The sequence below is a fragment of the Pleurocapsa sp. PCC 7319 genome (assembly GCF_000332195.1).
Taxonomy (GTDB): domain Bacteria; phylum Cyanobacteriota; class Cyanobacteriia; order Cyanobacteriales; family Xenococcaceae; genus Waterburya.
In genome coordinates, this window is record NZ_KB235922.1 from 1,528,246 (window position 1) to 1,553,541 (window position 25,296).

Sequence of the window (25,296 nt, forward strand, 5' to 3'; positions counted from 1 at the left end):
TCAATTTTTATCTAAATTAAAATTCAGGAACGAATAACTCCCGCTTAGTTCCTGCATAATGGCGATAGATAATTTCTGGTGAGTTGCCTACTAGGCGAGCAACATCCTTAGCATCAAGACCATGTTCTAAAGCTAATGTAATAAAAGTATGCCGAGTATTGTATTGAGGCAAATATTTCTCTAGCTTTCGCTCTTTAACTAGTGCCTTAATCACAGGTTTCCAAATACGATTTGAAAAATTGTGCGTGTCCAAAATCCGCCCTCTTGGGCTGGGGAAAACTAACAAATCTGATAATAACTTCTCAGGCTTGATGCTTAGTAAGAAACTCTGAAGTTTTGGATTACAAGGAAAAATTCTAGTTTTTTTGTTTTTAGTCGCTCCTCTAATTCCAGTGTCACAGGGAATTGCTTCTATAAAGTGAATCTTGCTACAGTCAATGGTGATATGTTTCCATTGAAGTGCAACTGCTTCTTCAGGTCGGCACCCAGTCATAAAAAGAAAATTGACATAGGGAGCATAGTAAGAATGAGAGAAAGGAGAATATTTTGAGGAATATGTATTGTTTTCTAAAGCTGCTATGATCGCGTCTCTCTCTCCAGAACTAAATGGCTCTCTACTACTATCTCTAACAGTTTTTTTTATGTCCCCAGCCATTCCTTCAAAAAAATTTTCATCAATTAAGCCTGACTTGACTCCCCATTTAAAACAAGCATTAAGTTGAACTAAAGTACGGCGTGCAACTTCACTACTATATTTACTTAGTAACCAATCTCTAGCACTTATCCCATCTTCTATATTTTTGGGCATAAGCTTCAGTCGCTTGGCAATCTTGCCATAATCTCTAGTGAGGGTACTAGCTGAAACTTGAGGAGCTTTATATTTGGTATATTTTTCCCAAAGATCCGTAAATGAAAATGAAACTTTTGGGGTAGATATTGGGGTAAGAGTATCGATCGCAGTTTGGGGTCTATATTTTGCTAAGGAAGGGTCAAACCGCTCGTAAGCGATATCAGCCTCAATAACCTTAGCCTTAGCCTCTGCTGCTTTGCGGTTTAGCTTACTATCTGGTAAGCCTAGTGAAAGGTAGTGACGCTTACCACTATATGAGAAGACAAGCTGTAATCGACTATTGGAAACTTTAATGCGGACAGAACCTTTGGGGGCTTTGCTTTTTGAGCTTTTGGCGTACATCGAGTAGATCTATATTTTTTGTTGGGGAAACACTCATGCTCTAATTAGAATTTACCCCAAACTTACCCCAATTTTCAATCTAAACTACTCTAAAATTACCCAATAAAAAACGTAGGAGTAACGCAATTAAAGCTTGTATGCCTTGAAATGGTTATGGCTCGGGTCGGACTTGAACCGACGACCTAGGGCTTATGAGTCCCCCGCTCTAACCAACTGAGCCACCGAGCCTTTTTTGTAACCCCTCTATTTTACAATAAACTATATCTTTTTAAAAGATAAATTTTTAATTAACTGGAGTGTAGGTTGGCATCAAGATTGAGTTATTTGATGACGATCTGAACAAATATTAAAAATATAAAGAAAACATTAATATACAATATTAATAGTGAATAGACGAGTGTAGCCTACTAAAGCCAATGCCTCTATTAATCCTAATTGCTGAAGATGACCCAGGAATTCGCTTGTCTGTTAGCGATTATTTAGAATTGTCTGGGTATTCAGTCATTACAGCAGAAAATGGCATCAAGGCCCTATCGATGTTAGACAAGTATCATCCTCATCTCTTAATTTCTGATATTAAAATGCCAGAAAAGGATGGTTATGAGTTAGTAAAAAATATTCGTCAACTGCCCCAATATCGTTTGTTACCAGTAGTTCTGTTAACCGAATGTAGAGGAACTCCAAACCGTATTCGTGGTTATCAGGTTGGATGTGATGTTTACTTACCCAAACCATTTGAAATGGAAGAATTAGGAGCCGTAATTCGTAACTTATTAGAGAGATCGCAAATTGTTCACTCTGAATTACGATTTTCTCGTCGTCATAGCTACGATGTAGAAACTCATTCAGACTTGTCAACTGATAGCCAAAAAGCCAAAACTCAATTTGACACTTTAGAACTCCAAGAAAAATTAGAGCTAACTCCAAGAGAACAAGAGGTTCTCCATCTGTTGATGAATGGTCACTCTAACATTGAAATCGGTCAGAGACTACACTTGTCTCACCGCACTATTGAAAAATATGTCAGCAGTTTATTACGTAAATCTGAAAGTAATAATCGTATAGAGTTAACTCGATTTGCCTTGGAACATAATTTACTTCAATAATTAACTGTACAAAATTCAACTTCTTCACCAATCGGATTGAGGGAAGTAGTAGTTATGGATGACGTTTTTGATGCCATTGCCAAGCATGAGTAATAATATCTTCTAAGCCCGGATATTGTGGTTTCCATCCTAAAATTTGCTTTGCCTTTTCTCCACTACCAACTAAAATTGGTGGATCTCCTGCACGGCGATCGCATTCAGTAGCCTTAATCTCTTTTTGTGTTACTTGACGAGCTGTTTCAATTACCTGTTTAACGGAAAAACCATTGCCATTACCCAAGTTAAACATATCTGAACTCCCACCATTTAACAGGTATTTCAAGGCTAGTATATGAGCCTGAGCCAGATCTGTTACGTGGATATAGTCTCTGATACAGCTACCATCGGTCGTATCATAATCAATGCCATATATGGAAATTGATTCACGATGACCTAAAGCAGTTTGTAGTACTAATGGTATTAAATGCGTTTCTGGTGTGTGATCTTCCCCCAGCATTCCTTCGGGATCAGCCCCAGCAGCATTAAAATAACGCAGACATACCGAACGAAAATTATAAGCCAGATCAAAGTCTTGTAAAATTTGCTCTACCATTAATTTGGTTTTACCGTAAGGATTAATGGGGTTTTGGGGTTGCTCTTCTATAATGGGAACTGTTTCGGGAACTCCATAGGTGGCACAGGTGGATGAGAAAACAAACTTATTGATATCCGCTTCTACCATTGCTTCTAACAGAGTTAATGTACCAACAACATTGTTTTGATAGTACTTAGCAGGTTGGGTAACTGATTCTCCTACATAAGCATAGGCAGCAAAGTGCATCACTGCATCGATTTGATGATTGTTAAATATCTGTTGTAATAAAGAGCGATCGCTCGTATCTCCAACAATCAATTTAGTTTTTAATACTTTTTCTACTATGTCTTGATGACCGTATACCAGATTATCGAGAATGATAACTTCATATCCTGCTTGTTGTAATGCCAGAACGGAGTGAGATCCTATATATCCTGCTCCTCCAGTTACCAAAATTGTCATATTTGGAAAATTATGCCTCTTCTATTTTGAAGCTAATATACCAGTAAATTTGATTTAAATATGTTCTTTATCAGCCAGCAATTATGATTGCTCAGATCAATTTACTGAGGTTGAAGTCTTTTTCCATTCTCGCTGTAGATAACTAAACCACTTAGCTGCTAAAGAAATATCTGTAAAAGGTATTTGTAATGATTTTTCTGGCTCACTCAAGTTAAATTCCAGGGCCACTTTACCTTTGCGAGGAAGATGATCCAACTCCACCGGGCGATCGCTTACTAATAAGTTAATTTCTTTGACGTTGTCTAGAGAAAAACTTTCTAAATTGATCATGCCCTTACGACTAGGTTTACCCCAAGTGATTTCTCGCTCTTTTTTGCCCAACACAGCATAGATATCAAACTTGGCATTATCAAAATCTTCCGCCCATATTTTATAAGCTTCAAGTTTGTGATATTCATTCCAACCACTCCACGCCAACCAAATAAAGGCTATTAATAATGGTAGCCACAATAATCCTCTTGCCATTCTTCCTCTTGCTCTTAATGTACGTCAAAGATCGTCTGAAAAAATATTGCTATTAGCTATTAACTATTAGCTATCAACTTCAATTATTCCACCACCAAGAACCATTTCGCCGTTATATAAAACTGCTGCTTGACCAGGAGTGACTCCAAATTGATGCTCATCAAACATAATTTTGCTCCGGGAGTTACCCAGGGGAATTATCTGTGCCGAGACAGGTTGAGAACGATAGCGAATTTTTACTTCAGCCTGGATCGGCGATGAAGGTTCAGCAATAGAAACCCAGTTCATTCGAGATACAGTACATGACAACCGTCCACCAGCATGGCGATCGCCCACTATGACACGATTCATTACCGCATCTAATTTGACTACATATAGGGGGTGCGAGGCAGCAATCCCCAATCCTCTTCTTTGTCCAATGGTGTAATGGTGAATTCCTGTATGTTTACCTAGGATATTCCCCGCCATATCAACGATATCTCCCTCTTTTTGGTCGATATAACGGTCTAAAAAGGTTTGCATCGAGCCATGAGCTTCAATTAAACATAGATCTTGACTTTCAGGTTTATCTGCGGTCGATAGACCAAATTCACTGGCAACTCGCCGAGTTTCTTCTTTAGTTTGATTCCCTAAAGGAAAAATTGAGCCTGCCAGTAATTCTTGAGTCAGATCATAGAGAAAATAAGACTGATCTTTGTGGCGATCTACTGCTTTTAATAGTTGATAGCGATCGCCAACTTGATCGTAACGAATTCGAGCATAATGACCAGTGGCAATTTTATCCGTACTCAACTCTTTTCGAGCATAGTCCAACATCGGAGAAAATTTGACTGCGCGATTACATTGAGAACATGGTAGAGGAGTAATACCAGCTTCATAACCATTAACTAAATAGTCAACAATATTTTCTTGGAAGACATCTCGGCTATCAACAATATGATGGGGAATGTTTAATTCTTCACAAAGACGAGCTGCATCCACCATCCCGTCTGAGCAGCATTGCCCCTTACCCTTCATTAACCAGAGGGTAAGACCAATTACTTCGTAACCTTGATGGTGTAGAGTGGCAGCAGCAACTGAGCTGTCAACGCCACCAGATAAGCCGACAACGACCTTATTCATGGAACTAGTTGACTAATGTTAACTTCTATAAATATTAGGGGTATTTTTCAATAGTAGATTAGTCCTATATCTTATGACAACTAAATTTGGTGTTGATCTGGATAATATTAATGACATTCCATACCACTCATTATCTTAATTTGAGTAGCAGTCTGATTAATCATCAGATCGAGCCAGACATAAGCTAATAACGACGACAATTTATAAGATAATAAAATTAATTATTTTGTAGTGGTCTATTTACTTAATTACTTCAATTTTCTCCTATAGTTTTTCTTTAATCTTGAATTATGAGTAAGATTTCGTCTCATTATTACTTATTTATTTTAGTTAGCCAGTTAATGGTTGTAGCCACTTCCACAACAGCCAATGCCCAAATTTTCAACCATATGGAGCGATATCAACACGATTCTTATCAATCTAATTCAGTATCCTCTTTTTATCTGAGCAAGAACCATCCAGACTCTAATCAAAACTCCAATAAACGAGAATATACGTTTAAAGCACCTGCTAACAGTAGTACTCTCATCGATACAGCTCAATCCAGCACAATTAGCGGCTACAAAGTAGAAGTCTATGGCAGCGACGAAGAACTTTTACGACAAGTCAGAGCTATCGAACCAAGAGCATTTATCAAAGGTCATATTATCCAGGTAGGAATTTTTAGTGAACAGGACAATGCTGAAGATTTAGTTCGTAAACTTGCTGTTGCTGGGTATTGGGCTAGAATCACTCCTGAATAAGTCAGTTTCTAGCAAGATAGTTGTTGAAGTCTCCTAAATGAGAATGTCTTCAAACACAAGTTGGCCAAGTAACTTCTTAAGTTAGTTCAAGATTCCTACTCGTTTGAATTGACGACTTGAAGCTGATCAACACGAATTTGGATTTTCTCTGGAGTTGGATCTTTTACTGCTTCATCTGGATGCTCAGATTCAAAATCAACTATTCCCGAGATTTCAACGGTCGTATTAGAATTGAAGGGATAATTGTCATCTTCAAGTTCAATCGTAATCTCATTCGTGTTGTCAGTAAACGTATAGTCTGTTTCATTTTGTTGATGTCCAATAATTTTGCCCCGAAGGATAACTTTTTGTCCATCAACAGGATTATCTAAAATAGATGAAACAGTAGTAGTATTTGTTTGACTTACAGCATTAGCACACACTATAAAGTTAAGAGCTATTAAAGTTAAAACTGTATTAATTTTTGGCATATTTCTCCTCAAATCCACTATCTTAACAGGTTAATTGTAACCGGTTGGAGAATTGGGGGTGGTTGGGATGAACTTCTTAAATAGCAATAACATAGTGAGTAAGAAATCCTAAAAAATGTCTAATCATATCAGATGAGAATTTTATTGATAGACGATGATGAATCATTAATGGAGGTTTTAGCTGATAACCTGATCAAACAGCACTATGCAGTAGATATTGCTAATGACGGAGAAATGGGTTGGGAGTTTATTTTGCTCTTTAATTATGACCTAGTAGTTCTGGACTGGATGTTACCCGACGTTGAAGGTGTAAGTCTTTGTCAGAGAATTAGGACTAAAGGGTACAAAATGCCTATTTTACTACTAACAGCTCGCGATCGCGCTAATGATAAGGTTATGGGGTTAGACGCCGGGGCAGATGACTATGTAGTCAAACCCTTCGATTTTGAAGAGCTGACAGCAAGAATTCGCGCTCTACTGCGAAGAGATATTCACGTTGCTTCATCAATTTTAAAATGGCAAAATCTCAGCCTCAATCCCAAAACGCACGAAGTCAGTCACCAAGACCAATTACTGCCCCTAACTCCCAAAGAATATGGTCTGATTGAGTTATTTATACGTCATCCACAACAGGTATTCAGTCCTGGAGCAATTATTAACAATCTCTGGGCAGGAGAAGACCCACCAGGAGAAGAAGCAGTAAGAACTCATATCAAGGGATTACGTCAAAAGTTGAAAGCTGCCGGTATGACCAAAGATACCATTCAAACTGTATATGGTGTCGGTTATCGACTCAAAGCCATTGAGAAAACAGAGTCTCACTCAGTAAAGTCTAACCAATCCGATATTTCCGAGAGAATCAAGGCAGCTTGGGCAACATTTAAAAATGTAACCCAGGAAAGAATAACAGTTCTGGAACAACTAACTGGCGCAATATCTCAAAATCAAGTAAACCGAGAAATTCATGACAGCGCGAAAAGTGCTGCCCATAAACTGGCTGGTTCTTTAGGTGGCTTTGGCTTTCCCCAGGGATCAATCATAGCTAAAGAAATAGAAAACTTATTAGCTAACGATCTTACCGATCAAATTCAAGAACAACAGTTGATTCGTCTCGTCAATTCGTTGCAAATTGAAATACAACATCAACCTTTTGTTGACCATGCCATTAATTCACTAGGTAAAACTATCTCATTGTTATTGATTGAGCGTGAAATTATCTCCGAAAATTTATCTTTGACTAAGAGGTTGATTAAAGATGCTGAGCAATGGGGGATAAAAATCCAGACTGCCGCTCGATTTAAGCGCGCTAGGGAGATAATTGCTGCTAATCCTCCGACCATCATCCTGCTACAAATTGTTTTTCCGGATGGAGAAGATCTGGCATTTTTAGAGGAAATACATCAACAAATACCATTGTTGCCGATCGCAGTTGTCATTAACAATGCGCAGTTTAATGATCGTCTAGAGTTAGTAAGACGTGGTGCTAGTCTAGTCTTACAGCATTCCTTAGCAACCAGTGAAATTTTCACCTCTCTTACCCAAATGGTTAAAAATCTGGGTTCGGAAACCAAAATTATGATTGTCGATGACGATCCTCAGATTTTACTGTCATTGAAAATCTCGCTTCAACCTTGGGGATTTATAATCAAAACTCTGGAACAACCTGAAGAATTTTGGGAGATCTTAGAAAGTTTTAACCCAGATCTACTCGTACTAGATATTGAAATGCCTGAAGTTAATGGCATCGAGATTTGTCAAGTATTAAGAAGCGATCACCGCTGGCAACAATTGCCTGTATTATTTCTGACTGTACATCACGATCAAAAAACGCAACACCAAGCTTTTGCAGTTGGTGCAGACGATTATATTTATAAACCCATATTGGGGGCAGAACTAGCAAATAGAATAATTAATCGGCTCCAAAGAAGTCGGATTTTAAAGTCAGGAGGTCTAGCAGTTTCTGATTCAGACTTCTGACTTCTTTAAGCCATATTCTGAGGACAGTAGCCTAATCGAGCAACAATTGCCTCTCGGAAGATTTCAATCTCTTCTTTTGCTGGTAGACCGTATGCTACCACTACTACTTGATAGCGGTTCATGATCTTAGTAGGAGATTCTCCTGCCTCTAATCTTTCCAAAGCTGTAGCGATCAGTTTTGATGGTTGGTAAGGAATACCCATTTCGCAGAAAAAAGCTCTAATATCTTCTCTTAGTTGGCTGGGTAAGGAATGTTTAAAGTGGAATTTTACTATCCAGCGGTCAATAGTATTAAGAACTGTTACCGAATTTAACGGTAATTGTCGTCTGCGCAAAAAATCTATAACTCGCAGTGTTACGCTGGCATTATTAAAGGAGTAAATATAGTCAATATTAATCTTCATAATATTTTTGCTCAAACTGTTTCCAACCACTCAAATGTACGATCTAGTTGTTCTAAGTTCAGCAGTCCATACTGCCAAAGAATAATTGGCAGAGTATGTAGCTCGGCATGAGGATTTTTTTCTGCCAGAGAAATTGCTGCTGTAGAAATTCCTAACTCTGTTCGCCAAAATTCAGTTAGTCTTTTTATCATGGTATGTATTCTCGATACTTCTGACTGGGAAAATCTCACTAGAATTGATGATTAAAAAAAATTTAGCTCAATATTCTGAGGAAATTGTGAAGAAGTACAACAGTAGGGGGAGAAAAGAGCTAGAAACAAAAGCATCTTATATTTTAGTTACATAAAATTCTCGACTTCGGAATTTTGACCAGAGCTGACGTTCTTCTCACTCCCGATCCTTTCTTTGACTCTAGTTACTATGCAGCAGCCTAAGAAATCGCCCGCTCGACTTAAGTTAGAGCAGATAATTGAACCTAACCCTGTCATCGTGACACCAAAAACTGTATTGTCAGTAGCGATCGCTGCGATGGATAGTGCTGGCACAAAGTATGCTCTGGTTGTAGATCAAAGAAAAGTAGTGGGTCTTTTTACCGCTGAAGAGCTAGTAAAGTTAGTAGCAACTAAAATCGATTTCTCAACTACCAAGATTGGTTCGGTAGTAACTCAACCTGTCAAAACTATGGAGGAATTGCAATGTCAGGATATCTTCTCAGTTTGGTCATTTTTGCGACGGCATTCCTTAGCTTACGTCCCTATATTAAGTGATCGCCAAGAATTACTGGGAGTTGTGGAGCAAGAGCATCTACTAAAGCTTTTGGAGTCCGATGAATTTAACTTTTGTTTAGAGTTTTATGGGACAGGGAATGTTAATCCCTGCCAACGAGTAGAAGACGAACTCGAACGCTTTTTTAACATTACTCCTAGTCTGCTTTGTCTTGCTGGTTTTGATGGCTATTTCAAACGTTTAAACCCCAGTTTTAGACAGATTCTGGGTTTTACGAATGAAGAGTTGCAAGCCGAACCTTTTATTAACTTTGTTCATCCAGAAGATCGGGCCGCAACTATAGCTGAAGTAGAGGGTTTAATTCAAGGTAAAACTACTATTGCCTTTGAAAATCGCTATCGGACTAAAGATGGTAGTTATCGTTGGTTGTTATGGACAGCTTCTTCATATGTGGAAGAACAAGTCATCTATGCAGCAGCCAGGGATATTAGCGATCGCAAACAAACAGAAATACAACTCCAGCAAGAACGTGATTTTACCGGTGCAATCCTAGATACAGTTGGTGCTTTAGTCACGGTTCTCAATCGCCAGGGGCAAATTGTCAGTTTTAATCGCACCTGTGAACAAATTGCTGGCTATTCCTGGGCAGAAGTTGCGGGTAGACCAATCTGGGATTTATTGATTGTACCTGAGGAAAAATTAACTGTCAGAGCCATTTTTGAGAGATTATTAGCCGGACAATTATCTAACAATTATGAGAATCACTGGTTAGCGAAAAACGGTAGCCGTCATTTAATATCTTGGTCAAATACAGCTTTATTTGATGCCCAGGGAAAGGTTGAGTTTGTAATTTCCACGGGAATTGATGTAACTCAACAGCGTCAGGTTCGGAATAAATTAGAACATCAGTTTCGACAAACCCAGTTACTAGCAGAAGTAACTCGTAAGATTCGGATGTTAATCGGCTTAGATGAAATCTTACAAACTACCGTTACCGAGGTGCAACATCTATTAGCTTGCGATCGCGTGATGATCGTCGAACTAAGGTCTAATCAAACAGCAGTACCGATTAGTGAGGCGATTCTGAGGGATTACCCTCCCATGTTGGGTTACGAACTTGCCGATCCTTTATTAGTGGGAAAATATGTAGAGCGGTATCGCCAGGGAAAAATTTTAGCCATTAACGATCTCCAAACTGCGGCAATTGATCTAGATATCAAACAGCTACTACTACAATTTGCGATTCAAGCCAAACTAGTCGTGCCAATTCTCAGTCAAAACCAACTCAAAGGTTTGCTGGTAGCACATCAATGTTCTAATCCCCGTCAATGGCAAGATAGTGAAATCGAACTATTGAAACAGTTAGCTGACCAAATTGGAGTAGCTCTATCTCAGGCACAGTTACTAAATAATTTAGAAGAAGCGGTTGCTGAACGTACTAACGAACTCAGTGTAACCAATCAGCGCTTACAGTTGGAAATTACGGAACGCCAACAAACGGAAACTGCCCTGAGAGAAAATCAGCAAATGTTAGCGGGAATTTTAGAATATGCTGATGAAGCAATTATTTCTATTGACGAACAGTACAAAATTTTACTTTTTAATCAGGGTGCAGAAAAGATCTTTGGTTATCAAGCCAGAGAAATCATGGGACAGTCTTTAGATATTTTATTGCCCAAGGAATTTCGTCATATACATCGACAGCACATCGATCAATTTAGCGGCTCGATAGAACAAGCTCGCTCTATGACGGTGCGTAGCAGTAATGTATATGGTCTGCGTAAGGACGGTAAGAAGTTCCCTGCCGAAGCTTCAATTTCCAAATTACATACCCACGAGGGTTTAATATTTACGGTAATGCTCCAAGATATTACGGAGCGTCAACGGACTGAAGAAAAACTTCAGGCTTCGCAAAGATTATTAGCTAAAGCTGAGAAAATAGCTTGTATTGGCAGTTGGGAATACAATATTGTCACTCAAAAACTAACTTGGTCAGAGGAATTATTTAATATCTTGGGTCTTAATCAAGAGCGAACAATTCCTAATTGTGCAGTAATCTTTGACTCTATTCATCCTGACGATCGCTCATTGGTCAGAAATACTCTTAAACAAGGGCATATTGAGGGACAACCCTGGCAATTTAACTATCGTTTGGTGATGCCTAATGGCTCACTTAAATATTTAGAAACTAGAGGCGAACCGACTATTGATTCCTCAGAAAAAGTGGTTAAAGTTTCTGGAACGATTATGGATATCAGCGATCGCGTTCAGGCAGAAATATCTCTGCGTCGTAGCGAAGATCGGTTGCAACTAATTACTAATTCTTTACCAGTATTGATTGCTTACATTGATAATCAACATCGATACCGCTACAATAATCGCACCTATGAAATTTGGTTTGGTAAGTCTCGAACAGATTTAATTGGACTTCATGTTCGAGAACTTCTAGGTAAAGAGAATTATCAACAAATGCTGCCCTATATCAAAACTGCGTTATCGGGGCAAGCAGTTACTTTTGAAAATCTACATCAAAATGAGCGTGGCGGTAATTATTGGATTAGTGCGATCTATGTCCCTGATTTTGACTCCGAAGGTAAGGTACAAGGGTTCTTTTCTATGATCGATGACATTACGGAGCGGAAAGCAATTCAGCAGATGCAAAGCGAGTTTGTTTCTGTTGCCAGTCATGAAATGAGAACCCCCCTAACTTCTATTCACGGGGTTTTGAAATTGCTTTGTGCCGAGCGCCTGGGCGATCTTTCAACCTCAGGGAAAGAAATGGTCAATATTGCCCTGAGAAATACTGATCGCTTGGTACGTTTAATTAATGATGTTCTCGATCTAGAGCGCATGGAGTCGGGTCGAGAAAAATTAGAAAAACAACTATGTAATAGTGCCGATCTAATTCAGTACGCCATAGAAACTATGCACTCCCTGGCTCAACAACAGCAGGTCAAAATAGAAACCGATACCAACTCTGTCGAATTATGGGTAGATAGCGATCGCATTCTGCAAACTCTTACCAATTTACTGAGTAACGCCATTAAATTTTCTCCCAACAATAGTACAGTCTGGATAAGTTGCGAACAACAGGAGAATCAAGCGTTATTTATGGTCAAGGATCGAGGAAGAGGTATTCCCAGAGAGAAACAAGAAACTGTATTTAACCGTTTTCAGCAAGTAGACGCTTCTGACTCTCGCAAAAAAGGCGGAACAGGTCTAGGATTATCTATCTGTCGTCATATTGTTGAACAACATGGGGGTAAAATTTGGGTAGAAAGTGTTGTAGATCAAGGGAGTACGTTTTTCTTCACCTTACCCCTATAGGTTAGAGATTCTAGGAACCAAATTAGGTTAAGATTAGTTCTTTAATATATTATAGTTATCTGAAAATGAAAACCTAAATAGTCTGAAATACATTTAAAAGTAATATTTACAAGCATTTTATAGTTACAAAAGTCGAAACGATTTACTTGTAAATGTTTCAGCAATTTTGACTGGTTATTTTTTGACTAGTCTATTCTGGTTTGATTTTTTAAAACTTCAATTTTGTTCAGCCAAATTGATTAACATGAGTGCCAAACGTATTTTATTTATCGATGATGAGGAAGATATAAAAACTTTAGCTCGTTTCTGTATCGAGTTAGAATCGGATTGGCAATTAATCACTGCTTCTAGCGGGGCTGAAGGCATTGCTATTGCCGAAACTGAACAACCAGATGCGATTCTGTTAGATGTGATGATGCCAGAACTAGATGGTTTACAAACCCTGGAAAAACTTCAGCTAAACCCCAAAACCAAAAAAATTCCCACAATCTTCATAACTGCCAAAGCTCAAGCAAGCGATCGCCGCCGTTTCTATGCTGCAGGTGCTAAAGGAGTCATTAATAAACCCTTCGATTCTTTGACTTTAGCCAGTCAAATTGCTGGATTTTTAGCATGGTAAATTTTAGTTTCTCTTTCTCACTAAACTTCTCTTACTCTTCTTCACAACTTCCCTGGATTTTAGCTTTAAACTCTAGCTCAAAGAGATGAGAGTATTAAAAATTCTAATGTATTTACAATCGGTGCTCACTAAACTAGATGTCCAGCCGATAAATCTCCGCCCGAAATATAAATCTAAGTTCCCAAAACCCAAGCAAGTCTTGCTGCTGAGCAATACCCAAGACTTGGGAAGAATTGTGCAACTCAGTTTGGAAGAGATTGCCAGTTGGCAAGTCATTACTGTAGATATTAGTTTTCAAAGCATAAACCAAGCTGCAATTCATCAGCCAGATGTTTTAGTGTTAGATACAATCTTGCCAGATGTAGCGGGACTAGATACGTTACAGATTATTCATGACAACTCTCGCCTCAAAACTATTCCTCTAATTCTTCTCACAGAAAGAATGCAATCGAGCGATCGCAAATTATATGCCAGTTTTGATGTGGATGCGGCGATCGCTAAACCCTTTGATATATTGGATTTAGTAGAGCTAATTAATAGGCATTCCTAGCACAGAGCGGAAACTGATTCTAAATTCTTGATTTTATTTTATGACTACTTAAATATTATTTGGCTTTCCTCACAAGTTCTTCAAGTTTTGAGGCTAGTCTTGAAATCGGGTTGAAGTGAAGTTAACCAAAAAAACTATGCCACAGATTTCTAAAACACTGACGACAGAGCCTAAAACAAATATCCTTTGCTATCATTACAATTCTTCTAATCAAATACAAATAATACAATTTGTTAAAAGTAATATAGAGTATTCCAGTAAAATTATCTTTCCTGGGCAAAGAATTATGTTTGAAGCTGAACCTGATAGTCAGATAGAAATTTTGCTCAATGGAAAAGGTGATACTTCTTTTAGTCGACTTGTAAATTGTCAGGATCTACAAGTAAATTCGCAATTCTAGGGCAAGCTAATTTTATTTCATAAGCTCCTTACTAAGTATTCTCTAACTAGCGAAATTTGATTTTATACCTTTAATAGAAATATTCCCGAAAAAACCGAGTTGACCTAGCTATGAAAATTAATCCTACCTGCCCTTGTTGCTCCAATGTAATGCTGCACCACATTGACAATAAAAGAGAATACTGGTTTTGCCGCTATTGCTGGCAAGAAATGCCAGATTTAAGAAAAGTAGATAATCTCCAGAAAAACCGTCGACCTCAAATCGTTACTTTATCAGCTAATCTGGAAAAATTAATGCCACTGATTTCTGTCTAAGCAGATCATTTCAGCCTTCTTCGAGACATAGGCAGTATTGAACAATATAAAATCTGTAGGATAAGATTGCTATTCTATATCCGATTATCAGAATTTTATGTCATCCGATCGCCAGTGGCACATTGAACGTAGTCAAAAAATCCTCCAAGATCATCCCGAGATTAAACAGTATTTTGGCAACTATCCCTTATCTATTATTCCCATTATCGTTCTGGCTTCTCTTCAGTGGACTGTAGCTTGGTTAGTAAAAGATCTATCTTGGTGGATGATTGGCTTAATTTCCCTCTTGGTTGGTCAATTTATTCTACATTCGTTAGCCGTATTTGTGCATGAAGCGGCTCATAATCTAGTTTTAAAAGGGAAATTTGGTTCTACTTTCACCTTGTTTCTCATTGAGTTAGGTTCACTTTCTTTTGGCAAATCTATAACCTATATTGGTATTCACGGCAAATCCCACCATCGACATCTCAATGACTATCAACAAGACTATGAGTGGTGGGATAAAAAACAATCGCGCTTTCTGACTTTAAATCCTTATTGGCGGTCAGCAGAAGCTATTATTCAACTGCTTCCTGGCGGTGTAGCTATTACAGACTTAGTAATGGCGCAAATGATTCCCGCCGAGTCTCGTCACATCCAATCAGCTTATACATCTAAATTTTTGCAAATATTTCTAACATCTACCAGTTTATTTTTATATGCTCTAGCATGGTATTTATTGAGCTGGCAAGCTTCTTTATATTTATTTTGGAGCTTGACTTTTATGGTAAGTAATTGGGGCATAACTTTTAAAGGTCAATCGATCGCCGAACACCATATTTATCAAGAAGGTAAAACCTACTCAACTTATCAATGGACTAATATCCCCTTTTTTAATACTGGCTATCACGATGAACACCATACCTTCGCCAATGTAGCCTGGATACATCTACCAAAAATCAAAAAAATTGCTCCCGAATATTTCACCAACGATAATCCCTATTCCTACTTTCATATCTGGTGGCTGTGGGCAAAATCTTTTTTTGAACCCGTTCATTTTAACCGCTATATTCCTGAGTCGAATAAGTCAATAAGCTCTAAGCTCTAAGCTCTAAGCTCTAAGCTCTAAGCTAGTAGTTCTGAACTAATTTCCATAGGTTTTTAATGGCTCTTTGATAAAGCGAATATAGAAATGTTTAAAAGTTGAGCGCAGAACACGAGGTAATCCAAAATCAATGGGTGTGAGAGCATCGGGTAGTTTCCAATCAGATACCTGTAAGTCTGCGGGTTTGCAGTAGGGAAATTCGATTTCCGCAATTTCGGCACAAAGTCCCTGTTTAAATTGAGTTGCTAAAGTGGGTACAACCAGAGGATCGACATTCAAGATTTCAATCATGGCTCGGTCTAAAGCAAAGACATTAGTAGACGCACCTAAAACGCCTAGTTCTCTAGGTTCACCACCGCTAGGACCATTACCTTCATGACCAACAATACCGTCAATGATGGTTAAATCTGGAGCGATCGCCTTAGCTGTTTCCACTAGCATTTCACCAAAGCGAGCGGCATCTTTCCCTGCTTCCATGTGCCACCAAGCTTTCATTTTTCCAGGAACACAACCAAAGAGGTTTTTTACACCCAAGGTCATAGTTAGCTGCATATGAGATTTTACTTTGGGTAAGTTAATGACGACATCAGCATTCATTGCCTCTTTAGATAGGCGTAAGTGCTGAAAATTGGCGTTTTCTGTGGTGTAACGTTGTCCTTTAAATTCGATGATTGGTAAATTTAATTCGGCGCATAGAGGTAAATAACCATTAGCCTTGGCTACTCCCTTCGCACTACCAAAAGCGGGACTGTCTCCTAAAAAAGGTTTTCCTCCTGCTTCTTGTACTAATTGAGCCACACAGTATACTATCTCAGGACGCGTAATACATTCTTTGGTGGGACGACTACCAGTTAGTAAATTGGGTTTTAATAAAACGCGATCGCCTGGTTGGACAATGGCTTGGATTCCCCCCAAAGGTTCGAGTAAATATTCAAGACGCGATTTTATTTTTTTTAGCTCGTAGGACTGAGCGCGGATTAGACTTACTGTATACATTTTTAAGTTTAGATCTGAATATCTGCCTCTAAAATATCAAAAAACTCTAAATATAGCGGTTCTCATTTATTTAAAAACAAGCTATTTGATAAAAATCAACCTTAATAGTATATATGTACTAGCTCATTAAAATATAACTCCAAGAAGAAAATAAATGGCAAATTGCAAATTTTTGAATTATGTTTTATTGATTAAAGAAACAATCTGTTGAATAAACTCCTGATGATTAACCACTGGTTTAGAAATATAGCCATCGGCACCACTTTGTTTAAGAAAGTTTTCGCGATCGCCCTCCATAGCGTGAGCGGTAACTAAAATTATCGGTAAATGAGCTGTTTTTGGGTCTGATTTGAGCATTTGAGTAATTTTTATGCCATCAACTGGTTTTCCTTCATAAATACTATTGGCAAGAGCAATATCCATTAGAATTACATCTACCTCTCCAGATTGAGCTAATTGTAAAACTTCTTCGACAATTTCTGTCCCTTGGACTTGCAATCCACCCTTTTTTGTTAGTATTTTGGAAAAAACCCGATAATTTATAGGGTCATCTTCTACAATCAATACCGTTGTCATAGATGTTACTTTGAAAAGTTTTTTTACTTAGAGAAACTTGATGCTAAGAATAACGTGAACAAATAAGATTATTAGATTAAGAAAACATACTTCTAATTTTGGCTCAAAAAAGTCAGATAGCAAAGCTAATTAGTTTTATTACCTACAAGGTCGAATTGCGCTAAATTTTTATACTCTTAATTATTTGTTAGTTATTTTCCCCAAGGCTCGATTGTATTTTTGGCGGCATATTCCTCACAACTCTTGGAGATTTTTTGAATGGCACAACAGCTAAACTTGTTAGGAAATGGTCAAATCATTCCTACTCCTCTTCACCAAGAAATGGAGAGGTCATATCTCGAATATGCAATGAGTGTAATTGTTGGGAGAGCTTTACCCGACGTAAGAGATGGGCTCAAACCAGTTCATCGACGTATTCTCTATGCCATGTATGAGCTAGGGTTGACTCCAGACCGTCCTTATCGTAAGTGCGCCCGCGTAGTGGGAGATGTATTAGGTAAATATCATCCTCACGGCGACCAATCAGTTTACGATGCCTTAGTGCGTTTAGTACAAAGCTTTTCGACTAGATATCCTCTCTTAGATGGTCATGGTAACTTTGGGTCAGTAGATAATGATCCTCCGGCAGCGATGCGCTACACGGAAACCAGGCTGGCTCCAGTTGCCCATGAAGCAATGCTGACAGAGATTGGAGAAGCAACGGTTAACTTCAGCAGTAACTTTGATAATTCTCAAACTGAACCGATTGTTCTACCTGTTCAACTACCGATTTTACTCCTCAATGGTTGTTCAGGAATTGCAGTAGGAATGGCAACCAATATTCCTCCCCATAACCTGGGAGAGGTGGTCGATGGTTTAATTGCCTTAATTGATCGCCCAAATATAGCAGAGGAAAAACTCTGGGAGTTAATTCCTGGTCCTGATTTTCCTACCGGTGGAGAAATTGTTGAAATCAAAGGAATTCAGGATGCTTATCGTACTGGTAGGGGGAGCATTAAAATGCGTGGTATTGCCCAAATCGAGAGGTTGATTTCGGGCAAAAAACGACGCCGAGAAAAACGGGCAATTATCATTACGGAGCTACCTTATCAAGTTAATAAAGCTAGCTGGATTGAAAAAGTTGCTGATTTAGTGAACCAGGGCAGAATCGAGGGGATTTCTGATATTCGAGATGAGAGCGATCGCAATGGAATGCGAGTAGTAATAGAACTTAAAAAGGATGCTACTCCGCAAAAGGTTTTGCACCAACTCTACCGTCAGACAGCATTACAGAGCAATTTTGGGGCAATTATGCTGGCACTAGTAGACAATAAGCCAGTTCAGCTGCCTCTACGTGGGGTCCTAGAAGAATTTCTTAAATTCCGGGAACATACCCTAAGAAGACAATACACTCATGAACTAGAACAAGCTAATCAACGGCTACATTTAGTAGAAGGTTTGTTACTGGCTCTAAATCAAATTGATGCTGTAATTGAAATTTTGCGTCATGCTCCTGATGGCACTTCAGCTAAGTTACGTCTCCAAGAAGAGTTAGACTTATCGCCAACTCAGGGAGATTCTATTTTGGCGATGCCCATGCGTCGCTTAACAGGTTTAGAAAAGCAAAAGCTAGAGACTGAATTAACAGATCTACAAGAGCGCATTGCTAACTTAGATCGAGTCTTAGGCGATCGCCATGAGTTAATGAAGTCCCTGAAAAAAGAACTACGCTCTCTAAAGCGTAAGTTTGGCGATCAACGTCGTACTCGTATCCCCAACGTTTTAGTTGATGAATCAGCTAATCAACCAGAAACTGAACCAAAATCTTCTAGTAAGAAAAAAACTCCGAAGAAAGATCCTGCTTTAGCGGTATCTCCTAGCCTTACTTTTGAACGTTCTCCCCAAGCCACTCTCAAAGTAACTAATTCTGGCTGTATATACTGGCAAAATCCTGTTTCAGATAAAACTGCGACTAAATCTACTCCCAATAAAGGACAAGACTTTCTGGTTAAAGAAGAATCTATTGGCGATCGGGATAAACTAATTGTAGTTACCGATAGTGGCAAAGCTTACCCTGTTCCGGTTGAAGAAGTTCCTTCTAGTTTGGAAAGTACTGAATTAAAAGCTGTAGAACTCTTATCGTCAGCTGCCCAGAGAGATGCTAATGGTACGGTGGCGCATTTCTTCCTACCTAAAAATTATCACAATCTAGATTTAGTATTCCTCACAGAAAAAGGTATTATTAAACGCCTCGAATCTACTGAGCTAGATGCTTTAGGTAACAGGGGGTTAGTCTTAGTCAAACTCAAGGAAAAAGATATTTTAAAATACTTTTGTTTTACTGAGAAAAAGCATGAAATGGTAATTGCGACTACAGGAGGACGTATATTACGCTTACCAGTGAACGATGCTCAAATTCCCATAATGGGAAGGAATGCTCAAGGAAATCGAGTCATGCGCTTGAGATTGAAAGAATCTCTAGTGGGTTGTTGTGCTGTTAAACCTAATGATTCCATCGCGGTAATTTCTCAGCTAGGATTTGGTAAACGAATTTCTGTTGGTTCTCTCAGGTTGGCTAATCGAGGGGATATTGGAACTCAAGCGATTCAATTCACAGCTAAAGAAGATATGTTAGCAGGAATTATTGCTACTACTGACAAAGAAAATATTACTCTAACTACTAGCATCAATCGACGGTTAGTACTACCAATTAGTAGTCTTAAGTTAGCTGAAAAAAATAGTCCTGGAGCAAAAATTGGCAAACTTAAGCCGAATGAAATTATTACTGGTGTTTATCCATTTGTGTGACTTCTCTTACACTGACACGCTTCGCGTTACAGATGTAGAGCCTTGTTTTATTGGTTCGTGCGCAGGACCAACTATTAATTTCGGCTAATGAGAAACAAAGCCCGTTACCAACAAGGGTAATAAAATCAGGACAGAGATAATTAAAACAATCGTACCTGCGTCGATATTCAGGGTGTTTTTTGGTGTTTTTTTCATTACTACCTACTTTCTTTAAACAAGAAGAAAATTATTTAAATTGAGCAAAGGCAATCAAAGAATTATCAGTCTCTATTAATTGCTGAAGCTCTTGTGATGCTTTTGATGGTTGGCGAACTACTGTATCAATAAATAAACTAGTTGCAGAAGCTATTATTGAGCGGATTTTGTTTTCTGGTTGAGTGGGAGGGAAATCTAAAGCAGTGGCTTCGACTGTCAAATCAAGATACTCGGCGATCGCAAAATGATTTGCCCCTTCAAGAACAATCAAATAAGTATCATTTCGCCCTCCAGAAATAGCCTCGTTGAAGGTGCGGATAACAGGAGTGGCTGGAGTTTTCCATTCTCTAACGCCATAGCGATGACTATTTTTGGCAATGACTCCATCGCGAGTACCCGCCATCAAAAGCATTGGTACCGAGGAAGGTAAAGGTGAAATAGTTCCTGGACTGCATCCTAATTGGATTGCAGTAGCAGAATGAGCACCATAACTAAAAGCAGCGGAGACTTGGCTGAAAAACTTCGGACTAGCATTTTCTAAAGCTATCCTGCCACCAGCAGAATGACCTCCCAAAATGATTTTTTGGAGATCTAGCATACCTGCTAGTATGCTTTCTGACTGCAAATACTCTAATTCGGCTAACAGTAAAGGCAAAGCAGAAGCAGAAGGAATAGTACCATAGACATCAGGTGAAAAAGCAGCCAGATCGACACCAGGAGTGAGCGCAATGCTCCCAGGAATATTTTCTGCCAGCCAATCAAACAAAACTACTACCAACCCACGAGCAGCTAACTTGAAAGCCAACCATTGATACATAATCAAACTACAATTGATCCCACTGAAGAAAATGACTACTGGAAAAGGAGCTAGGGTAGAATCAACAGAGGAAGTAGATCTTGGCTGTTGAGGATCTATATCTAGAGCGGGATACAGCACCTTGAGGTTGATAGTATCGTATGGAAATGAAGCATTTTTAACTTTAGTGACTCTCCAAAAAGCTTTAACAGTCATCACCAACGATTTTGCACTACACCCCAAGTATAGAATAGATCAGCAAACTTTTAGAGCAATTTAATAGCAGTGAATACTCTGTTCATGACGCTGCGCTTTATGGCTTGTAGGACAATAGAAAAGAGAGTAAATTTTTTAAGTTTGATAAGATCATGCGATCGCCTTTAAATCTTCTTACCATCGAAGAATACCTCAATTTAGAGCAAGACGCTGAAATACGTCATGAATACGTGGCGGGACAAATCTATGCTATGGCTGGTGCTAGCGAAGCACATAACTTGATTGTAGGCAACATTTTCGCTTTGTTACGTCCTCATTTACGAGGTAGTTACTGTCGTGCTTTCGTTTCTGATATGAAAGTCAAAGTTAAGGCACAAAAGGCGGATATATTTTATTATCCAGATCTTCTAGTCACTTGCGATCCCAATGACAATAAAAAATACTTTAAAACCAATCCAAATCTGATTGTAGAAGTTCTCTCTGATTCTACCGAAACTACGGATAAACGGGAAAAACGAATTAATTATCAAACTATTGATAGCCTGAAAGAATACGTTTTGGTTTCTCAAGATAAAATTAAAGTAGAAATTTATCGCCAAGATAATAATGGGAATTGGACAGTAGAAATTTTGAGTAAAGATGATAAGTTATCACTAGATTCAGTTGGATTGACTTTAACAATGGCAGATATTTATGAAGATATTTTTAATCTTTAAATCTGGTTGTGTTGTAAATAGTAAAGATTAGTGTAATCAAGGTGTTGTTTAAAGTCGAAAGGCTTATGTTGCAGTTGATTGAGAAATAATCTCAAAAAGCTTTAAGCTAACTTCTTCCTTAAATTGTCTTAACCCGAACTGAAGTTACTTATCCAAAGCATCAGGGTACTAATACTAAATCCGCTTGTTAAGAGTAGTGTTTAGTTTTTTACCAAATGTTGTTTCAACTCATTACTCGTTACCAAAAAGCTATAAGCTCTAAGCCTTAAGCTATAAGCTCTAAAGTTTACGCTTTGTAAACGGCTAACAGCTTATAGCTATTGGGCGGGCGGAAGCTTGAGGTAACCTCAAGCTGTCCGTTGCCCGCCGCATTCCGCGGTTTAATGCCCCCAGCAAACAAAGTTTGGTGGTCTTCAATTAGGAGGGGTTAAAGCCCCTTCTAATTGGCTTATAGCTTATAGCTTATAGCTTATAGCTGCGGCTTTGCCGCTTTACTTGTTACTCATTACTTAATTTTTTAAGTAACCTATACGAAACGGATTTAGTATAATGTGCTTTACCTTGAATTTCTGCCTCAGACCTTAAAATTCGGCATTCAAGGGAGTTCTAGGGAAGGGAATCACATCTCGAATATTGGTCATTCCTGTCATAAACTGCACCAGTCGTTCAAAGCCCAAGCCAAAACCAGCATGGGGTACAGTTCCATAACGGCGTAAGTCTAAGTACCACCACAGATCATCTGCTTCGATGCTCATTTCTTTAATTCTTCTTTCTAAAACATCTAATCGTTCTTCCCGTTGAGAACCACCGATAATTTCACCAATTCCAGGAGCTAATACATCCATAGCAGAGACAGTTTTTTCGCCATCGTCAAGACGCATATAAAAGGCTTTAATATCTTTAGGATAATTCGTAACAATGACGGGTTTTTTAAACAAATCTTCTGCTAAATAGCGCTCGTGTTCGGACTGTAAGTCGATTCCCCATTCTACGGGAAATTCAAATTTTTTCTTGGCTTTCTCCAGCAAAGTAATAGCTTCGGTATAGGTGACTCGTTCAAACTCATTACTAATGATATTATCGGCAGTAGCTAGCACTGACTTGTCAACCCATTTATTGAAAAATTCCATGTCGTCAGCACAATGATCCAATACATATTGAAAAATGTATTTCAGGAATTCTTCTGCTAGGTTTTGATCTCCTTCCAGGTCGCAAAAAGCCATTTCTGGTTCAACCATCCAGAATTCCGCCAAGTGACGAGAAGTATTAGAATTTTCGGCACGGAAAGTAGGACCAAATGTATAAACATTTTGAAACGCCATTGCCATCACTTCCGCTTGTAACTGTCCACTAACAGTTAAATAGGCAGGTTTACCAAAAAAGTCTTGACTGTAATCAATCTCGCCCTGATCGTTTTTGGGCAGGTTGTTTAAATCTAAGTTAGTAACGGTAAATAATTCTCCCGCCCCTTCACAATCGCTGGCAGTGATAATTGGGCTATGTATCCATAAAAAGTCTTTTTCTTGAAAAAACTGATGGATCGCTGTGGCACAAGCATTTCGTACCCGAAAAACTGCTCCCAAAGTATTAGTCCGCGATCGCAAATGGCTAATGGTGCGTAAAAACTCAAAAGAGTGACGCTTCTTTTGTAAGGGATAGGTTTCCGAGTCAGCTTCACCATATACGGTTATAGACTCTGCTTTCATCTCAATTTTTTGCCCTTTACCTGGAGACTCGACTAACTTTCCGGTAATTTCGACAGCAGCTCCAGTACCTAGTTGTTTGAGAATAGTTTCGTAATTTGGTATGTCGGCATCCAGAACAGCTTGCAAACCTGACAGTGATGAACCATCATTGACTTCTACAAAGGAAAATCCTTTTAATTCCCTTTTGGTACGGACCCAACCTTGAATGGTTACGGATTCATCTGGTTGACCATTTTTTAGAATGTCTGCAACTCGTCTAGTTACCATATAGCCTCAAATTCATGCTAGATATTTGAATTATTTTATCGAATAAATCTCTTGGCAGATTATTAATAGCCATCCAGTAAATCAGTGTTAATCATTACTTGACGTATTGCAACATTGCAACACTTCTCGATAACTGTCACTTTTTGGGGATTTCAACTTGAATCTGACATCCTTTGCCATATTCACTCATAATTCTCAAGCTACCTTGTAATGCTGTCGTCCGTTCCTGTATTCCCTGTAACCCAAACCCGGTAGTATTATCTTGAGGATTAAAACCACAACCATTATCCTTAATTGAGAGTGAGACTTTCTCTGCTGCTGCTTCTAAGTTTAGGTTTACTTGAGTTGCTTGACTGTGTCTAGTGATGTTAGTCAATGCTTCTTGAACAATACGATAAAGTGCCGTACTAACTTCTGGAGCTAAAGCTGATACTTGACCAACGGTCACAGCAGGCCCCGTCGTTTCACGGCGGGGTAATCTGTGACTCATCTTAAAGGCGATCGCTATGTTCGTATTCGATTCAAATTCAGCGATCAGTTCCTCTAACATGACTTTCAGCGATCGCTCTTCTAGAGAGTTGTTTCTGAGAGCTGCTACCGAGGAACGAATATTAGCCAGTGCTTCTTTTCCTAACTGTCTTGCTTTGGCTAAATGACCAGATGCTTTAGCTGGATCTTGAGCTAAAAATAAAGCGGTATTTTCTAACTGAATACTTTGAGCCGTTAGGTAATGACCAACAGAATCGTGTATTTCGCGAGCTATACGATTTCTTTCCTGTAATGTTGCTTGGGCTTCAATTTGCAGTGCATACTGACCCAAGCGACGATGAGCCTTAACCAACTTAGCTCTGCTTTCATGTTCTGCTAATACTGCACCAACTAATAAGAGGACAAAAACTAAGACAAAAGCAAAAAATAATGCTGAATTAAAAGCCAAACCAAATAAAATTCGGCGTAATTCTTCTGATGGCAAACGTCTTAAAATAGGGGGAAATCTTCTACCCAAGGGAATACCAAAAGGATTAATCCTCATTAAAGACATTATTTGCACAGCAAGAAAGGAAATATAGGCCAAAATAGCGACGAATATTCTGCCACTCCAAGAAAATAATAAACAAGCACGAATTAATACGATTAAAAGTAAAGCAGGAAAAACTCTTTCTCCTCTTCCAATAAGCAATATCGTCAGCCAACTGAAAATAAATCCGCCACCAATATAAATTTGCTGCAATAATTTGGAATTGCTAGGTAGCCTCAAACCCATCAAGCCTAAAGTAGCAATACATAAAATTCCTGCCAAATTAAACAATGCTGGATGTGCTGGGTGATAGACTAAGTGATGACGATGATGAGGAATTACTAAACTAAATGCTGCGAGTAGAGCAATTCCCAGTAATACCCATTCTAGATATAGGAGTAATCGAAAAGAGTGCTTTTGCCACATAT

Annotated in this window: 23 protein-coding genes and 1 tRNA gene; 11 read left to right on the forward strand and 13 right to left on the reverse strand. The window is 38.7% G+C overall.

Features of this window, described 5'->3' with window-relative positions:
• Positions 1 to 16 precede the first annotated feature (16 nt).
• Together PLEUR7319_RS0110875 and PLEUR7319_RS0110880 are read right to left on the reverse strand one after the other, a co-directional pair.
• On the reverse strand, positions 17 to 1,192 hold the full coding sequence (locus PLEUR7319_RS0110875) for an Arm DNA-binding domain-containing protein (RefSeq protein WP_019505252.1): 1,176 nt from the start codon (positions 1,190 to 1,192) through the stop codon (positions 17 to 19).
• Between the two features lie 154 nt (positions 1,193 to 1,346).
• Positions 1,347 to 1,420: transfer RNA gene (locus PLEUR7319_RS0110880), tRNA-Met, on the reverse strand.
• Between the two features lie 188 nt (positions 1,421 to 1,608).
• On the opposite strand from PLEUR7319_RS0110880, the gene PLEUR7319_RS0110885 reads away from it, so the two are divergent.
• Positions 1,609 to 2,298, forward strand: coding sequence for a DNA-binding response regulator (locus tag PLEUR7319_RS0110885; RefSeq protein WP_019505253.1), 690 nt, complete (start codon positions 1,609 to 1,611; stop codon positions 2,296 to 2,298).
• Positions 2,299 to 2,350: 52 nt separating this feature from the next.
• Here the strand turns inward: PLEUR7319_RS0110885 and galE are convergent, their stop codons facing one another.
• The 3 genes from galE to mnmA all read right to left on the reverse strand — a co-directional run bounded on the left by galE (position 2,351) and on the right by mnmA (position 4,981).
• Entirely contained in the window at positions 2,351 to 3,334 is a 984-nt protein-coding gene (galE, locus tag PLEUR7319_RS0110890; protein ID WP_019505254.1) for a UDP-glucose 4-epimerase GalE, read from the reverse strand.
• A gap of 96 nt (positions 3,335 to 3,430) precedes the next feature.
• Positions 3,431 to 3,859 carry a hypothetical protein gene (locus tag PLEUR7319_RS0110895; protein ID WP_019505255.1) on the reverse strand — a complete coding sequence of 143 codons (429 nt, stop codon included), beginning with the start codon at positions 3,857 to 3,859 and terminating at the stop codon, positions 3,431 to 3,433.
• A gap of 66 nt (positions 3,860 to 3,925) precedes the next feature.
• Complete coding sequence (mnmA, locus tag PLEUR7319_RS0110900; protein WP_019505256.1) at positions 3,926 to 4,981, reverse strand: tRNA 2-thiouridine(34) synthase MnmA; 1,056 nt, start codon at positions 4,979 to 4,981, stop codon at positions 3,926 to 3,928.
• Between the two features lie 290 nt (positions 4,982 to 5,271).
• Between mnmA and PLEUR7319_RS0110905 the strand changes: the two genes are divergently transcribed.
• Positions 5,272 to 5,724: an SPOR domain-containing protein gene (locus PLEUR7319_RS0110905; RefSeq protein ID WP_144054286.1), complete on the forward strand. Its 453-nt coding sequence runs from the start codon at positions 5,272 to 5,274 to the stop codon at positions 5,722 to 5,724.
• Positions 5,725 to 5,819: 95 nt separating this feature from the next.
• Here the strand turns inward: PLEUR7319_RS0110905 and PLEUR7319_RS38005 are convergent, their stop codons facing one another.
• Positions 5,820 to 6,194: a YgiW/YdeI family stress tolerance OB fold protein gene (locus tag PLEUR7319_RS38005; protein ID WP_019505258.1), complete on the reverse strand. Its 375-nt coding sequence runs from the start codon at positions 6,192 to 6,194 to the stop codon at positions 5,820 to 5,822.
• A gap of 132 nt (positions 6,195 to 6,326) precedes the next feature.
• Between PLEUR7319_RS38005 and PLEUR7319_RS0110915 the strand changes: the two genes are divergently transcribed.
• Positions 6,327 to 8,171, forward strand: a complete 1,845-nt coding sequence (locus tag PLEUR7319_RS0110915; RefSeq protein ID WP_019505259.1) for a response regulator — start codon at positions 6,327 to 6,329, stop codon at positions 8,169 to 8,171.
• A gap of 5 nt (positions 8,172 to 8,176) precedes the next feature.
• Here PLEUR7319_RS0110915 and PLEUR7319_RS0110920 read toward each other — a convergent pair whose 3' ends face one another.
• Positions 8,177 to 8,575: a hypothetical protein gene (locus PLEUR7319_RS0110920; protein WP_019505260.1), complete on the reverse strand. Its 399-nt coding sequence runs from the start codon at positions 8,573 to 8,575 to the stop codon at positions 8,177 to 8,179.
• A gap of 11 nt (positions 8,576 to 8,586) precedes the next feature.
• Positions 8,587 to 8,766 (reverse strand): DUF2949 domain-containing protein, encoded by a 180-nt coding sequence (locus PLEUR7319_RS0110925; protein WP_019505261.1) that lies wholly within the window; start codon positions 8,764 to 8,766, stop codon positions 8,587 to 8,589.
• Between the two features lie 229 nt (positions 8,767 to 8,995).
• On the opposite strand from PLEUR7319_RS0110925, the gene PLEUR7319_RS38010 reads away from it, so the two are divergent.
• The 6 genes from PLEUR7319_RS38010 to PLEUR7319_RS0110955 all read left to right on the forward strand — a co-directional run bounded on the left by PLEUR7319_RS38010 (position 8,996) and on the right by PLEUR7319_RS0110955 (position 15,598).
• Positions 8,996 to 12,628 carry a PAS domain S-box protein gene (locus tag PLEUR7319_RS38010; RefSeq protein WP_019505262.1) on the forward strand — a complete coding sequence of 1,211 codons (3,633 nt, stop codon included), beginning with the start codon at positions 8,996 to 8,998 and terminating at the stop codon, positions 12,626 to 12,628.
• A 244-nt stretch (positions 12,629 to 12,872) separates the two neighbouring features.
• Positions 12,873 to 13,247, forward strand: a complete 375-nt coding sequence (locus tag PLEUR7319_RS0110935) for a response regulator (protein WP_026102444.1) — start codon at positions 12,873 to 12,875, stop codon at positions 13,245 to 13,247.
• Positions 13,248 to 13,368: 121 nt separating this feature from the next.
• A complete protein-coding gene (locus tag PLEUR7319_RS0110940) occupies positions 13,369 to 13,797 on the forward strand; it encodes a response regulator (RefSeq protein ID WP_237743554.1) in 429 nt (142 codons plus the stop codon).
• Positions 13,798 to 13,933: 136 nt separating this feature from the next.
• Positions 13,934 to 14,197 carry a DUF1830 domain-containing protein gene (locus PLEUR7319_RS34930; RefSeq protein ID WP_019505265.1) on the forward strand — a complete coding sequence of 88 codons (264 nt, stop codon included), beginning with the start codon at positions 13,934 to 13,936 and terminating at the stop codon, positions 14,195 to 14,197.
• Positions 14,198 to 14,307: 110 nt separating this feature from the next.
• A complete protein-coding gene (locus PLEUR7319_RS0110950; protein ID WP_026102446.1) occupies positions 14,308 to 14,511 on the forward strand; it encodes a hypothetical protein in 204 nt (67 codons plus the stop codon).
• Positions 14,512 to 14,608: 97 nt separating this feature from the next.
• Complete coding sequence (locus tag PLEUR7319_RS0110955; protein ID WP_019505267.1) at positions 14,609 to 15,598, forward strand: fatty acid desaturase; 990 nt, start codon at positions 14,609 to 14,611, stop codon at positions 15,596 to 15,598.
• A gap of 36 nt (positions 15,599 to 15,634) precedes the next feature.
• On the opposite strand, the gene PLEUR7319_RS0110960 is transcribed toward PLEUR7319_RS0110955, so the two are convergent.
• Together PLEUR7319_RS0110960 and PLEUR7319_RS0110965 are read right to left on the reverse strand one after the other, a co-directional pair.
• Positions 15,635 to 16,591 (reverse strand): DUF362 domain-containing protein, encoded by a 957-nt coding sequence (locus PLEUR7319_RS0110960; protein WP_019505268.1) that lies wholly within the window; start codon positions 16,589 to 16,591, stop codon positions 15,635 to 15,637.
• A gap of 177 nt (positions 16,592 to 16,768) precedes the next feature.
• Positions 16,769 to 17,167, reverse strand: a complete 399-nt coding sequence (locus PLEUR7319_RS0110965; protein WP_019505269.1) for a response regulator — start codon at positions 17,165 to 17,167, stop codon at positions 16,769 to 16,771.
• 258 nt (positions 17,168 to 17,425) lie between these two features.
• Here PLEUR7319_RS0110965 and PLEUR7319_RS0110970 point away from each other — a divergent pair, with 258 nt between their 5' ends.
• Positions 17,426 to 19,954 (forward strand): DNA topoisomerase (ATP-hydrolyzing) subunit A, encoded by a 2,529-nt coding sequence (locus tag PLEUR7319_RS0110970; RefSeq protein ID WP_019505270.1) that lies wholly within the window; start codon positions 17,426 to 17,428, stop codon positions 19,952 to 19,954.
• 226 nt (positions 19,955 to 20,180) lie between these two features.
• Here PLEUR7319_RS0110970 and PLEUR7319_RS0110975 read toward each other — a convergent pair whose 3' ends face one another.
• Complete coding sequence (locus PLEUR7319_RS0110975; RefSeq protein WP_026102447.1) at positions 20,181 to 21,161, reverse strand: alpha/beta hydrolase; 981 nt, start codon at positions 21,159 to 21,161, stop codon at positions 20,181 to 20,183.
• Positions 21,162 to 21,313: 152 nt separating this feature from the next.
• Between PLEUR7319_RS0110975 and PLEUR7319_RS0110980 the strand changes: the two genes are divergently transcribed.
• Positions 21,314 to 21,877 carry a Uma2 family endonuclease gene (locus tag PLEUR7319_RS0110980; RefSeq protein ID WP_019505272.1) on the forward strand — a complete coding sequence of 188 codons (564 nt, stop codon included), beginning with the start codon at positions 21,314 to 21,316 and terminating at the stop codon, positions 21,875 to 21,877.
• Positions 21,878 to 22,458: 581 nt separating this feature from the next.
• On the opposite strand, the gene asnS is transcribed toward PLEUR7319_RS0110980, so the two are convergent.
• Both asnS and PLEUR7319_RS0110990 read right to left on the reverse strand, forming a co-directional pair.
• Entirely contained in the window at positions 22,459 to 23,850 is a 1,392-nt protein-coding gene (gene asnS, locus PLEUR7319_RS0110985; RefSeq protein ID WP_019505273.1) for an asparagine--tRNA ligase, read from the reverse strand.
• Between the two features lie 136 nt (positions 23,851 to 23,986).
• Entirely contained in the window at positions 23,987 to 25,294 is a 1,308-nt protein-coding gene (locus PLEUR7319_RS0110990; RefSeq protein ID WP_019505274.1) for a sensor histidine kinase, read from the reverse strand.
• Positions 25,295 to 25,296 lie beyond the last annotated feature (2 nt).